This window comes from Ruminococcus sp. XPD3002 (genome assembly GCA_900119535.1).
Taxonomy (GTDB): domain Bacteria; phylum Bacillota; class Clostridia; order Oscillospirales; family Ruminococcaceae; genus Ruminococcus; species Ruminococcus flavefaciens_H.
Genome location: FPJT01000007.1, coordinates 71,315 through 85,540 on the forward strand (window position 1 = coordinate 71,315; position 14,226 = coordinate 85,540).

General features: G+C 46.1%; 11 protein-coding genes. 7 read left to right on the forward strand and 4 right to left on the reverse strand.

Annotation, left to right across the window (positions count from 1 at the left end):
• Positions 1-17 precede the first annotated feature (17 nt).
• The 3 genes from BT127_RS07770 to BT127_RS07785 are packed head-to-tail and all read right to left on the reverse strand — an operon-like array spanning position 18 to position 3,054.
• Positions 18-674 (reverse strand): HAD family hydrolase, encoded by a 657-nt coding sequence (locus BT127_RS07770; RefSeq protein ID WP_318257201.1) that lies wholly within the window; start codon positions 672-674, stop codon positions 18-20.
• Positions 664-1,851 (reverse strand): C39 family peptidase, encoded by a 1,188-nt coding sequence (locus BT127_RS16260; RefSeq protein ID WP_082334951.1) that lies wholly within the window; start codon positions 1,849-1,851, stop codon positions 664-666. The genes BT127_RS07770 and BT127_RS16260 overlap by 11 nt, the downstream gene beginning before the upstream one ends.
• Positions 1,852-1,854: 3 nt before the next feature.
• Entirely contained in the window at positions 1,855-3,054 is a 1,200-nt protein-coding gene (locus BT127_RS07785) for a nucleotidyltransferase (RefSeq protein WP_075424463.1), read from the reverse strand.
• Between the two features lie 269 nt (positions 3,055-3,323).
• Here BT127_RS07785 and BT127_RS07795 point away from each other — a divergent pair, with 269 nt between their 5' ends.
• Positions 3,324-4,523, forward strand: a complete 1,200-nt coding sequence (locus BT127_RS07795; RefSeq protein WP_075424465.1) for an acetate/propionate family kinase — start codon at positions 3,324-3,326, stop codon at positions 4,521-4,523.
• A gap of 426 nt (positions 4,524-4,949) precedes the next feature.
• Here the strand turns inward: BT127_RS07795 and BT127_RS07800 are convergent, their stop codons facing one another.
• Positions 4,950-5,918: a serine O-acetyltransferase gene (locus tag BT127_RS07800; protein WP_207647501.1), complete on the reverse strand. Its 969-nt coding sequence runs from the start codon at positions 5,916-5,918 to the stop codon at positions 4,950-4,952.
• 219 nt (positions 5,919-6,137) lie between these two features.
• Here BT127_RS07800 and BT127_RS07805 point away from each other — a divergent pair, with 219 nt between their 5' ends.
• From BT127_RS07805 to BT127_RS07830, 6 genes are all read left to right on the forward strand, one after another.
• The gene (locus tag BT127_RS07805; protein ID WP_075424466.1) at positions 6,138-7,667 is read left to right on the forward strand and encodes a TerB N-terminal domain-containing protein; all 1,530 of its coding nucleotides are present in this window, start codon (positions 6,138-6,140) and stop codon (positions 7,665-7,667) included.
• Complete coding sequence (locus BT127_RS07810) at positions 7,654-8,964, forward strand: ATP-binding protein (RefSeq protein ID WP_075424467.1); 1,311 nt, start codon at positions 7,654-7,656, stop codon at positions 8,962-8,964. The genes BT127_RS07805 and BT127_RS07810 overlap by 14 nt, the downstream gene beginning before the upstream one ends.
• A gap of 243 nt (positions 8,965-9,207) precedes the next feature.
• Positions 9,208-9,774: an MptD family putative ECF transporter S component gene (locus tag BT127_RS07815; protein WP_075424468.1), complete on the forward strand. Its 567-nt coding sequence runs from the start codon at positions 9,208-9,210 to the stop codon at positions 9,772-9,774.
• A gap of 17 nt (positions 9,775-9,791) precedes the next feature.
• Positions 9,792-10,748, forward strand: coding sequence for a helix-turn-helix domain-containing protein (locus tag BT127_RS07820; protein ID WP_318257202.1), 957 nt, complete (start codon positions 9,792-9,794; stop codon positions 10,746-10,748).
• On the forward strand, positions 10,748-12,499 hold the full coding sequence (locus tag BT127_RS07825) for an ABC transporter ATP-binding protein (protein ID WP_075424470.1): 1,752 nt from the start codon (positions 10,748-10,750) through the stop codon (positions 12,497-12,499). Before BT127_RS07820 ends, BT127_RS07825 begins: the two co-directional genes overlap by 1 nt.
• Positions 12,492-14,225, forward strand: a complete 1,734-nt coding sequence (locus tag BT127_RS07830) for an ABC transporter ATP-binding protein (RefSeq protein ID WP_075424471.1) — start codon at positions 12,492-12,494, stop codon at positions 14,223-14,225. The genes BT127_RS07825 and BT127_RS07830 overlap by 8 nt, the downstream gene beginning before the upstream one ends.
• The last annotated feature ends 1 nt before the right edge of the window (position 14,226 follow it).

Sequence of the window (14,226 nt, forward strand, 5' to 3'; positions counted from 1 at the left end):
CGATTATCCTTTTTAAATTATCTTCGGAACAATTCTTCCGCTTCTTTAAGCGAACTGAAATAATAGTCCGCCGCAGCTTTTATATCGTTCATTTCCTTTTCAGCAGCCTTATCGTAAACTGCCGCTGTTATGAAGCCTGCATCTGCCGCAGTGCGGATACAGTGCAGTGAATCCTCGATAACGAGCGTTTCTTCGGGAGAAGTACCCAGTCTCTCGGCAGCTCCGAGAAAAATATCGGGACGTCTTTTCCCCTCGGGATACTCCGCATCCGTCAGTATAAAAGCAAACCTCCCGCAGATACCGCAGCGCTTCAGCACTGCCTCCGCAAGAGATCTGTATGTAGCTGTGGCAACTCCGTAGCGAATACCCTTTCGGTCGAGAACATCAAGAAGCTCGGAAACATGGGGTTTAAGGGGGATATTCTCCTCATACTCACGTCTTACGAGCTCCTCTATACGCTTTATAACGTAATCCTTGGTGCAGTCAAGACCGAATTCACTGATGAAGTATGCCGAGGATTCATCGATAGTCATTTTCTTCATCCTGTCGGAAATATCCTCGGGAGGATCGGTTATACCGTTCTCCCTGAGGAACTCCCTGTCTATCCTGTACCATATTCCCATAGAATCGATAAGAGTACCGTCCATGTCGAAAATCACGCTTTTAATCTTCACTTGTTTCTCCTTCGCCGCTGTTTTCCTGCTGTTCTTCCTCAGGCGGATCCTCCTGCGGCGGTTCAGGCTCGGGCTCCGGCTCAGGCTCAGGCTCAGGTTCCGGCTCAGGCTCGGGCTCCGGTTCGGGCTCAGGTGCAGGTTCGGGCTCAGGCTCAGGCTCGGGTGCAGGCGGCGGATCAGTCTTTGGTGCCTTTGGTGCTTCTGTTTTCGCCTCTGTAGGTGCCTTTGTTTCAGGCTGAGTCGTTTTCTCCTCTGTAGGAGGCTCGGTAGGAACGAGGTCGGGACGATTCTTCTTCATCCATTCCTCTTTCTGCTTCTTGGAAGAATACTCCTTACCCTTCGATTCTTCATTGCCCACGAGTATGACAGCCTGTTTGTTCATATTACCGTAGATGCGTTCAAACAGTTCCATATCATACTTGATATTGCCCTTCAGAGGATCGGCGATATGTACTTTCTTTTCGTTATAGTCAAAACCGTATATAGTTACGCAGTGCTGGAAAGGATTGAAATAGAAATCCTCACCGCAGCCAAGTCTGAACTGGAACTCGGATACGGTATCTCTCTGGTCGATGGTAGTCCATATAATAACGGGACGTCCCTGTTCTATCTGGTAGTATATCTCCTTGATATCCGAACCTGTAAGGTCTACGGCATACCAGTCCGAACCGATATAGCTGAAATAGTCGTTTGCAGTTTTCACTATGGTCTTTGCACTGCATCCGAATCCGTAAGTGGTATGGGGATCGCCGAGATAGCGATCATCCATTGAATAATATCCGCTGTAATCGGTAAGCAGGAAGGTATCACACAGAGTCACCTTATCTATTCCGAACCCGTAGTAATTAAGAGTCTGCGCAAGTGCAGTAACCTCGCATCCTGTAGGAAGTTCGGGTTCCTGAAGAACTGTTTTGAAGTCGAGTGCCTTATCTTTTCCGAGTTTATGGTCCTTAGGCATCCTGACATTGATCTCAAGCTTCGGAGGTGCAGTTTCCTCTGTAGGCTTCTCAGGCTCTTCCTCTTTTTTCTCCTCGACAGCAGAGACAACAAGCTCGCTTATACCGATATTATTGTCCTTATCCGCTTCAGCGTCGTTGAGCTTTACCGTCTGACCGCAAGACGCAAAAGTCATCAGGGACAATGCAGCTGCCATCAGGCTTATGAACCTTTTTATCATTTTTCACTCCATATCGATCATTATTTTTGCCCTGAAATCATTCTGGGCTGACATGATATTATCAAGTGCAAGTCCGTAAACGTCGGAAGCTCTGCCTTCGAGCTCGGCAAATCTTGCAGACACCCTGTTTCTCTGAGCAAGCTTGGCAAGCGATACCGCATACGGTATGACAGCTCTGCCCTTTGCCTCAGCAAGTATCTCTCTGCCGTTCTCATTCATAGCAAGTATCCTTCCGTATGGAGGCATATGTGTCATATCCTCCGCCGTTATCCCTATCAGAAGGGAAAGGATGATGCGCTTGATACGTGCAAGTGTGTACCTTTTCGTCTTGACGGTATACAGCAGTTCTTCAAGAGAACCCGCCGATCTTGCACTGTATATGCGATTTTCAAGTCCTTGTCCAATGTCGCTTAATTCTGAAATCTCTTTTATGGATGAAGTTCTGAGTTTATATAGTATTACCCTTTCAAGTCGTGATAACGAAGCCGTTTCGCCTGATGATACAGCATTTCTTACTGCTTCCGCACAATTTGCGGGCATATATCTCTCTATCCCTTGAATATTCCCTTCTCCGATAATACTGCGTATAATACCTGCACTTGCACTGTTGCCTTCAGCCTGACTGTCGTTATGACCAGCGCCGCTTCGCTTTACAGTGAAAGGCTTTATCCTTGAACCCGATGCCTTAAGAGCATGAAGATACTCGATACCAAGCGTATTGTTCGGTTCGGAGAGAATAGCCGCCGCATGAGCGTCAACTCCGCTCATTACCGAGCAAAGAGCCCTCGGATAGGTATATCCTTTTTCCATTATACTGCGGATCTCGTTTTCTTTTTCTTCCTTCACCTTTTGCATTACGGAAAGAGAATCCTGCATTTTCCCTATATCGCCGCATTCACTGCCGAAAGACAATTCATCGACAACCCCCAGCGAATTAAGGAGCCATACTCCGCCTGCCGCAAAATTCTCGGCAGAGGAAAGGCAGTATGGTACAGGAAGCTCTATAACAAGGTCGGCGCCGTTTTTTACGGCGAGCCTTGCACGGGTAAGCTTGTCCATAATGGCGGCATCGCCTCTCTGGACGAAATTTCCGCTCATTACCGCAACGATATGAGTTGCACCGTTGCGCCTTGTTTCCTGTATATGGTGAAGATGTCCGTTATGGAACGGATTATATTCGCAAATTATACCGCTGACTTTCATTTTACTACCTCTCGCAATAAATTTCAATGGGTTTGGCAAAATTTTCATTTACTTTACATTTTCTTTGCTTACAAAACCTCGTATTTGTCACTTTTTTACTATATATCGCCAAATATGTGTAATTTTTATTCAATTTTCTCCTTAAAGTATACTTTTTCTTCTTCAAATCTGCTCTTTTCATGGGAAAATTTTCAAAAAGGACTTGAAATTTTCCGTAAATAGTATATAATAGTATATGCAAAAAATAATTTTGAAAGGAATTTGTATACATGATTATTTTAGTTGTTAATGCAGGAAGCTCTTCTCTGAAGTACCAGCTCATCAATATGGAGGATGAAAGCGTTATCGCTAAGGGCAACTGCGACAGAATAGGTATCGACGGTCACCTCTCCCACAAGACAAGCGACGGCAGGAAGGTTGAAGCAGACTGCGATTTCCCGACTCATACCGAAGCTTTCATGAAGCTTGTTGAAACTCTTACTACAGGTGACGCAAAGGTCATCGACAGCATGGACGAGATCTCCGCTGTAGGTCACCGTATAGTACAGGGTGCAGACGTATTCGATAAGTCTGTTCTCGTTACAGATGAGATCATAGATAAGATAGACGAACTCCGCGAGCTCGCTCCTGTTCACAACCACGCTCACGCTCTCGCTCTCAGAGCATGCAAGAGCGTTATCCCTGCTGACGTTCCACAGGTCGTTGTTTTCGACACTGCTTTCCACCAGACTATGCCTGCTAAGGCTTACATGTTCGGTCTTCCTTACGAGGACTATGAGAAGCTCCACGTAAGAAAGTACGGCTTCCACGGAACTTCACACCGTTTCGTTTCAAAGGCTCTTGCTGAGGCTATGGGCAAGGACGTCAAGGACCTTAAGATAGTTTCATGTCACCTCGGAAACGGTTCTTCAATCACTGCTGTTGACGGCGGCAAGTCCGTTGATACTTCTATGGGATTCACTCCTCTTGACGGTGTTGTTATGGGTACACGTACAGGTTCTGTAGATCCTTCTGCTGTTACTTTCGTTGCTGACAAGCACGGCTTCACACCTTCACAGATGAGCGAATACATGAACAAGAAGTCAGGTTTCCTCGGTGTTTCAGGCGTTGGCTCAGATAACCGCGATATCCAGGAAGCCGCTCTTAAGGGCAACAAGAAAGCTCAGCTCGTATCTGATATGCTCACATACGAGATCCAGAAGTACATCGGCGCATACGCTGCTGCTATGAACGGCATCGACGCTATCCTCTTCACAGGCGGTATCGGTGAGAACTCATGGGAAGTAAGAGAAGATGTATGCAAGAACATGGACTACTTCGGAATCAAGATAGACAGCGCTCTTAACAAGAGTATCAGAGGCAAGCTCCAGAAGATCTCAACTCCTGATTCAAAGATCGAAGTATGGATCGTTCCTACAAACGAGGAGCTCCTTATCGCAAGAGATACTCTCGAACTCATCAGCAAGTAATTCCTTTAATTGAATTATACCACGCTGACGATCCAAAATCAAGTATAACACAAGGGGGACGTATAAGGACGGTCCTCTTATAGAAGTTTTTACACGTGATATTGAGGGAAACCCTTTTGAAAAAGGGTTCCTCTGACGGAGGCGGTCCCCTCTGTCACTGCGTGACATCTCCCCGCACTGCGGGGAGTCACCCTCAAACTCCCTTCCTAAAACTTTCGCCTTAAATTTTCAGCCTGATATATCCCTTACAAAAAATTGCTGCTTATCATATATAGCAGCAAAGGGATATATCAGGCTGAAAATTTGGAGCAAAAAGTCTTTGGAAAGGGGGTACGGGGGAAGAACCTTTCCTCAGAAAGGTTTGCCCCCGATAATTACATATAAAGTTGCTATATGAGTACACCCTTTATACGTCCCCTTTCTTCTTTATATAACGTAAAACCAGTTATCATCCTCATCAAGTTCCTTATGTTCGGGCTTATCAGCAGTTTTTCCGTAGTTGACACGAAGCTCCTGATTCTTGATGCTGACCTTTGCACCTGCTGATACCGAACTCGTAATAAAAGCGTTGCCTCCTATAACAACATCCTTTCCGATAACTGTATCTCCGCCAAGTATCGACGCTCCCGAATAGATAGTGACGTTGTCCTCGATAGTAGGATGACGTTTTTTATTTTTAAGAAGCTGTCCGCCTCTTGTGGAAAGCGCTCCGAGCGTTACGCCCTGGTATATCTTTACATTATTGCCGATCTCAGTTGTTTCTCCGATAACTATGCCTGTACCGTGATCTATGAAGAAGTACTTTCCTATCGATGCTCCCGGATGTATGTCTATACCCGTCTCGCTGTGTGCATATTCCGTCATTATACGCGGTATCATCGGAACTCCAAGCAGATGCAGTTCATGGGCTATACGATTTACCAGTATCGCAAAAAGTCCCGGATAGGAGAAGATTATCTCATCCTTGTTGAATGCGGCAGGATCACCGTTGAATGCAGCTTCCACATCCGTTTCTATATATTCCCTTATCTTCGGTATCTTTTCAAGGAATGCAAATGTAGTTTCCTCCGCATGCTCCTCGATAACTCTGTCAGGAGCACCCATATACTCGGGAAGATACCTCAGCACTATCCCTATCTGATTGTTCAGATTATATATAACGTCCTCTACAAGCGTTGAGATGCTGTTGCTTACGGTATATACCTTGTAATGTTTGTTCCTGAAATAACCCGGATAAATAATATTTCTCAGCTTGAATATGATATCTATGACTTTCTCCTTGTCAGGATGATCGAAAGTCTTTATCTCGTCAATAGTCCTTCCCTTATTGTAGTCAGCAATGAGAGAATCCACTATACCGTGTATTCTTTCTTCTATCTTCATTTTCTTGGTCATAAAAAGCCTCCTATCAAGTCTATCGGTTATATATATTATATCATTCTGCGTTCTCGTTGTCAACAAACAGCCCCCGCTTTATAACCTTGGTTTACAATTGCAATCGTTACGGACGAACAATTCGTTTGTACTCCTTTTATGCCGCTATGATACGTTTGACACTGCAATATTATTGTGGTATAATGAAAGGTGCGAAAGTCGAAAAACGGAGGTGAGGAAATGTCGGATGCAAAAGAAGTACTTGAACACATACTCAATGACGAAAAATTGCTGAACAGCAAACTGTTCAGGGACAGAGTCTTTACTGACGAACCCATAATCCGCCGTGCCTCACAGATGAAAAATGCTCCCGTACCTAAAGAGATAAGCGAAATGAAAGCTATCGCCTATACTCCCGAAGCCTACTGGAAAACCTCTTCATGGCTTTTCTATCAGCAGGGATGCCTGATGAAGGACTACACCGACGATCAGGGACTTTGCGAAAACTTCGTGATGTACTATCCCACCTACCGTGATATGAACACAGTACAGCTGAGAAGCTATTTTTCATGGCGTACACAAGTCAGAAACGGCATTTTCAGCGAAACGAGACTGCCCTTTATCTTACTCTATGCATATGAGCTGATAAACGGTATAGGCACTTCATCACCGTGGGAAGGCTACGAGAAGCTATGCGCCCTCCGCAGGAACTATGGTCCGACATTCCCCGCCATAAACAAGTACCTTGCACAGTGGATAACAGACTATTCGGTATGCAATCAGCTCGATCCGCTGATGCTGAACGATTCACCTGAAATGGTATTCGATAAACTGCTTATGGTACTTATCAACTACGAGAATGCTTCCGATGATGAATTGTGGAACTCTGTCACTCGGCTTTCTTCATTCCCTATCGATAAATCACGCTTCTATAACGAAAACTCCGAACTGTTCAGACAGGTAGCCGTAAATGTATACAGAAGGCTGTCGGATTTCTTCCGTGACAACCGCAAGAACAGGCTCGTGGACAAGTATTTCGGACACATATCCACATCCGAATATCACCCATACTACGCCGCTGTATACTACAACAGCCGCAGGATAAAGTCCGCAGAATACAAGCTTAACGATATACACAGATACTGGTGCGCAAACGGCATGTGGTACTGTGAAAAGTACTCCTCATCCCACGGCAGGAATAAAAAGCTCGGCGACCTGATGCGTACCATAGACAGTATGCTTCGTGAACGTTTCGGATTCAAATACAAAATAAAGCCCGGAGATACCACGAAGATAGTGGTAAACTTCATAAATGAGGAAACCGACAGTATCATCCGTGAAAAGCAGCGCAAAGAAGCTGCCGAGATACGTATAGACCTCTCACTGCTGGGCAATATCCGCAGTGCTGCCGATTCCACCCGTGAAAAGCTCCTTGTGGATGAAGAGGACGAATATCTTTCAGAGGAGATAACCGAAACTCCGGCAGTTGACACTCCCGAAACCGTTGACGATACTGAAAGCGGACCTTCTCTGCTCGATACCGCCGAACAGCTTTTCCTTGCCGCTCTGCTTTCAGGCGGTAACTACAAGGAAGCTGCAAAAAAATCAGGTTCTATGCCTTCTATCCTTGCCGATTCCATAAATGACAAACTATTCGACGAGTTCGGCGATACGGTCATAGATTTCTCATCAGATTCACCTCAGATCATCGAGGACTATGCTGAGGACTTAAAAAACTATATCCAGGAGGTAGACAATGAAAATACCTAAAAGAATAGCCTCTGCTGTTATAAATTCACTGAAGGGCGGAGTTGTGCCCCGTACAGGTCTGCCTTACATTACTGTCGGACGTGAGACCGAGATAGACGCTCTCCTGCGTGACGTCGAGATAATCGCAGACGGAGGCGCTTCATTCCGTTTCATCGTCGGCAAGTACGGAAGCGGTAAGAGCTTCATGCTCCAGACTATCAGAAGCCACGTTATGGACAGAGGTTTCGTTGTTGTAGATGCGGACCTCTCACCCGAACGCCGCCTATTCGGTACAAAGGGACAGGGACTTGCCACCTATAAGGAACTCATCCGCAACATGTCCACAAAAACTCGTCCCGACGGAGGAGCACTTTCCCTCATACTCGACAGATGGATAAATAACGTTCAGACCGAAGCAGCTTCGGAATCAGGACTTTCCCCCGACTCCCCCGAACTGAACCGTGCTGTGGAAAAGAAAATATTCGAAGTTATCGGCGCACTTAACGAAATGGTACACGGCTTCGATTTTGCAAAGCTGCTGACCATGTATTACCGCTCCTATGTAGACGGTAATGACGAGAATAAAGCTAAAGTCATCAAGTGGTTCAGAGGAGAATACTCCACAAAGACCGAAGCACGAAACGATCTCGGCGTTAATATAATAATCACCGATGACGACTGGTACGAGTATATAAAGCTCTTTGCAATGTTCCTTAAAAAGGCAGGCTACAGCGGTCTTCTCGTACTTATCGACGAACTTGTAAACGTATACAAGATACCAAACAGCATAACACGTCAGAACAACTATGAAAAGATACTGACGATGTACAACGATACCCTTCAGGGCAAGGCTCACTACATCGGCATCATAATGGGCGGAACTCCGCAGTGCATCGAGGATACAAGACGCGGAGTATACAGCTATGAGGCTCTCCGTTCACGTCTTGCAGAAGGAAGATTCGGCAGAGAGGGAGTACGGGACATGCTTGCTCCCGTTATACACCTTGTTCCCCTGACATACGAGGAAATGCTGGTGCTTATCGAAAAGCTCTCGGATATCCACTCGCAGCTTTTCGGCTACGAGCAGAAGATAACTCAGCAGGATATGATAAACTTCATCAAGCTTGAATTCGGACGCATCGGTTCGGACAGTCACATAACTCCCCGTGAGGTCATACGTGACTATATCGAACTTCTGGATATAGTTTATCAGAATCCCGATATAGATGTGAGCAGCTTTATCGCTTCGGACGCAATGCCCTCTGCAAAATCGGATGAGACGGACGAAGAAGCTGAGTTCGCTGAATTTGACATATGAAACTTGCAGCCTGACACGGCACTCCGTTACAGATCATCTGTAACATTTACGAGTGTGCGGTCGGGCTGTTTTGTTCGGTCCGAACTGCTGCGGACTGCATAATGCAAAAAGATACAGAATGGAGCTTCGGGAATAAAACGGAGTAGAAAAAAGTATTTTCCCCTGATATAATGTAAAAGGCCTTTCTGAGAAGGCTTGATTTTTATTACATAGGTTAGTTTATTCTAACTATCGGAGGTTATCATGAAAGGAAAAGATCTTATCAACATCGGAATCTTCTCGGCGATCTATTTTGTTATCGTCTTTATTGTGGCAATGCTCGGTTTCATACCGATATTCCTGCCGCTGCTGGCTGTTATCGTGCCTATACTCGGCGGAATTCCCTTCATGCTATTCCTGACTAAAGTCAGATCATTCGGCATGATATGGATAATGAGCATAATAATGGGACTACTTATGCTCCTTACCGGCATGAGCTGGCCGCCTTTAGCTGTATCCGTTGTAAGCGGTCTGCTTGCTGAACTCGTATACAAGAGCGGAAACTACAGGAGCGCTTCAAAGGCTGTCATCACCAATGGTATTTTCAGTCTCTGGATCGCAGCCAATTACCTGCCGCTGTTCTTTGCTGCCGAAAAATACTGGGCATCGCGTCAGAACTTCGGACAGGACTACATCGACACAGTTACAAAGCTAATGCCGACATGGATGTGTCCCGTTATGTTCGCTGTTGCATTCATCTGTGGAATTATCGGCGGACTCCTCGGCAGAAAGCTCATGAAAAAGCACTTTGAGAAAGCCGGTATCGCATGAATCAGGAGCTTTTCGATATGCTCGACAAAGCAGGCTTCGGCTCGAACGTACATGAGGTAGCTGCGGACGGCGAATGCAGAGTCCTTCGGCTCGACGATGAAACGGGCGAAGGCTTTATGACCATGTACCGTGTGTTTGAAGGCATATACCTTATGTACAACGATTTCCACCTGAAAAGCTGTACATCCGAATATCAGAACGCCGAGACCGTCCTTTGCATCGACCATTGCCGTGAGGGACGCATAGAGCATGAGAATCCACTCGGCGGACGCTACTACATGGAAACGGGAGATGTGCGTATCGACAAACGTGTACACCACGAAGGCAGAGTTGAACTCCCCCTTTCGCATTATCACGGTATAACAATAGGATTCATGCAGGATCTTGCACAGGCTTCGCTTAAGCGAGAGATACCTTTTCTGTCCGTTGAACTTGAAGCTGTGGCTGAAAGGTTCTGTGCGGACAACAGTGAGTTTCTTCTGCGGGGTGACGAGAGACTGAACGTGTTTTTCTCACAGCTCTATCGGACTCCGAAAAGCATACGTCCCGATTACTTCAAAGCAAAGATTGCGGAACTGCTCATCATGCTGACTGCTGTCGATCCTGCGGAGAACACGGAGCAGAGGCAGTACATCCCTGCAAGTCAGAGCGACAAGATAAAGGACATACATTCACTCATAACTGCCGACCTCGAAAAGACATACACAGTGGAAGAGCTTTCGGAAATATCAGGTATGCCCCCTGCTACACTTCGTAAGGTGTTCCGTGCTGTTTACGGCTTGCCTATCTACCGCTACATCAAAGGCTATAAAATGAAAGCCGCCGCTGCAATGCTGATATCTGAGCATAAAATGCACATCTCTGATATCGCACAGCGTCTCGGCTATGATAATTCATCTAAATTCTCGGCGGCTTTCCGTGATGTTATGGGAGTTACGCCGCAGAATTACAGAAACAGACAGGAGGATAAATAATGGGAAAGGATAAAAACAACTCATTCGGCTGGCTTCTCAGTCAGTCGGGAGAGAGAAAGGGGAAATTCATCGCAAGCGTCATTCTTGCACTGTTCAGTATGCTCTGCGGAATAGTCCCCTACTACTTCATTGCAAGAATAGTAAGAAATCTGCTGGACGGGAACACCGACAAAGGCGTTTATATTGCAGACTGCGTAATCATACTTGCACTCTGGCTGGGACACGCACTGTTCCACGCATTGTCCACTGCAAACTCGCATCTTGCGACCTTCCATACGCTTGCCGTCATCCGAAAAAAGGCTCTTGACAAGCTTGCAAAGATGCCGTTGGGCGACGTTATCAGTCAGCCTTCAGGCTCTCTGAAAAGCACTATCGTAGAACGCATCGACAGTATCGAGACTACACTGGCACATATTCTCCCCGAGTTCACAACCGGTATCGGCGCACCGATAATCGTACTGGTCTGCGTTTTCATAGTCAGCTGGAAACTCGGACTTGCCGCGCTTATCACCATTCCCCTCGGTGTCGTATGCTATGCACTTATGATGTTCGGCTATGAAGAAAACTACAGCAGGACCGTAAGAGCTACAAAAGCGCTGAACGCCGTTACCACTGAATATATCAACGGTATCGAAGTAATCAAGGTGTTCGGCAAGGCACAGTCAAGCTATGAGAAATTCGCAGACGCCGCAAAGGAAAGTGCCGCAAGCTTCGTTGACTGGATGAGAAAATGCAATGTATATATGACATTCGCAATGTGCATAATGCCTGCTACAATGCTCTCGGTACTGCCTATAGGCGGCATAATGGCTATACATGGTACTATTACTCCATCCGACTTCATCACTGTTATCATCCTCACCGTTGGACTTATCGAACCTCTGCTGGGAGTTATGTCCTATTCGGACGATATTGCACAGATGGATACCATCGTTACGGAAGTACGCAATATCATCGATGCACCTGAAATGGTACGTCCCGAAAAACTCACAAAGGACATCAAGAACGGCGATATCGTACTTGATAACGTTCGTTTCAGCTATTCCGACAAGGAGATACTTCACGGTGTATCAATGACCATACACAAGGGCGAATTCATAGCGCTTGTAGGACCTTCGGGAAGCGGTAAATCAACTATCGCAAGACTTATCGCAAGTCTCTGGGATACCGACAGCGGAAGCATTTCTCTCGGAGGCACCAATATCAGGGATATCCCTCTTGAAGACTACAATGACAGGATATCATATGTTTCTCAGGACAACTACCTATTCGACATGTCCATAAGAGAGAATATCCGCCTCGGAAGACAGTCCGCAACAGATGAAGAGGTGGAAGAAGCCGCAAAGAGATGCGGATGCCACGATTTCATCATGGAGCTCGAAAACGGTTATGATACCGTTACAGGAACTTCGGGAGGTCATCTCTCGGGCGGTGAAAGGCAGCGTATAGCAATTGCAAGGGCAATGCTGAAAAATGCTGAAATAGTCATACTGGACGAAGCTACTGCATACACGGATCCCGAAAATGAAGCTATTATACAGCGAAGCGTTTCAAAACTCGTTGAAGGAAAAACTCTTATCGTTATCGCTCACAGGCTTTCAACAGTAAGAAACGCAGACCGCATCTACGTTATAAAGAACGGCAACATAGAAGAACAGGGCACACACGATGAACTGCTCGGAAAGGGCGGTCTCTACAGCTCTATGTGGACAGCTCATATCTCTGCAAAGGACGGTGAGGAAAATGTTTAAGATACTTAAGAACTTCTTTGATTTCTGCAATCCCGAGGACAGAAAACGCTTCTATTCCTCTATCGTCCTCAGTCTGCTCCAGGCAATATTTGAAGCTCTGAAAATACCTGCTATCGCCTGCATGGTAAAGGCTCTCCTTGAAAATAACGTATCCTCAAAGACCTGCCTTACCTGTCTCGGAATAATGCTTGTAAGCATCATCGGTTCGGGCATATTCAAATCCAAAGCAACTATGCTCCAGACCGAAGGCGGATACAATACCTGTGCTGAAAAGCGTATGCATATCGCCGAACATCTGAGATATCTGCCAATGGGCTACTACAACGAAAACAGTCTCGGACGCATAATGTCGGTAACTACAAATACTATGCAGAACCTTGAAAACGTAGCAACAAGAGTTGTAATGCTCGTTTGCTCGGGACTTCTCTCCACAGCAGTAATTACTCTTATGCTCATCATTTTCGACTGGCGTATCGGACTCATCCTCTGTGTGGGACTTGTCGTATTCTTTGCCATAAACAGCGGAATGATGAAAGTATCGGCAGGTATGGCAAAGCAGAAGATCGAAAAGGATTCAGCTCTTGTAGCTAAGGTCATAGAATACATTCAGGGCATATCCGAAGTAAGAGCATTCAGACTCACAGGCAAAAGAAGCAAAGACCTGAACAAGGCTATCGATGAAAACGAACATGCCAATTCCGCAATGGAACTTAAGCTAATCCCCTTCATGACAATGCAGAGCTTCTGGCTCAAAGCACTGGGCACTGTTATCGTACTTGTTTCCGTACTGCTCTATATAGGCGGCTCTATGGAGCTTCTTACCTGCATCATAATGATAATCAGCTCCTACCTTATCTACGCTCAGCTCGACAACGCAGGAAAATATTCCGCACTTCTCCGTACAGTTGACGTAAGTGTTCGTCAGGCTCAGGAGATACTTGAAACTCCGCAGATGGATATTTCAGGAAAAGATATCGTTCCCGAACATTACGACCTGTGTGCTGAAAACATAGGATTCGCTTACGAACAGAAGAAGATAATCGACGGTATCTCCCTCAGTATCCCCGAACATACCACAACTGCAATAGTCGGTCCGTCAGGCGGCGGAAAAACTACCCTCACTTCCCTTCTCTCACGCTTCTGGGATGTGGATGAGGGAAAGGTCACTCTCGGCGGAACGGATGTACGTGAATACAGTATGGATGCGCTCATGAAGAACTACAGCTTCGTTTTTCAGAGAGTCTACCTGTTTGCCGACACGATAGCTAACAATATACGTTTCGGCCAGCCTGATGCACCTATGGAAAAAGTCATCGAAGCTGCGAAAAAGGCTTGCTGCCACGACTTCATAATGCAGCTTCCCGAAGGCTACGACACAGTCATCGGCGAAGGCGGAGCAAGTCTCTCAGGCGGCGAAAAACAGCGCATATCAATTGCCCGTGCGATAATGAAAAATGCGCCTGTTATCGTACTCGATGAAGCTACAGCAAATGTCGATCCCGAAAATGAAGCCGAACTTATCAAAGCAATAGACGAACTTACCAAAGAAAAAACGATCATCATGATAGCTCACCGCCTCAAGACCGTGCGTAATGCAGATCAGATAGTCGTCATCAAGGACGGCAGGATCGCTCAGCAGGGCACTCATGACAGTCTTATGCAGCAGAAGGGCATCTACCGCACCTTTGTTGACAGCAGACGTGAAGCAGCATCATGGAGACTCTGAT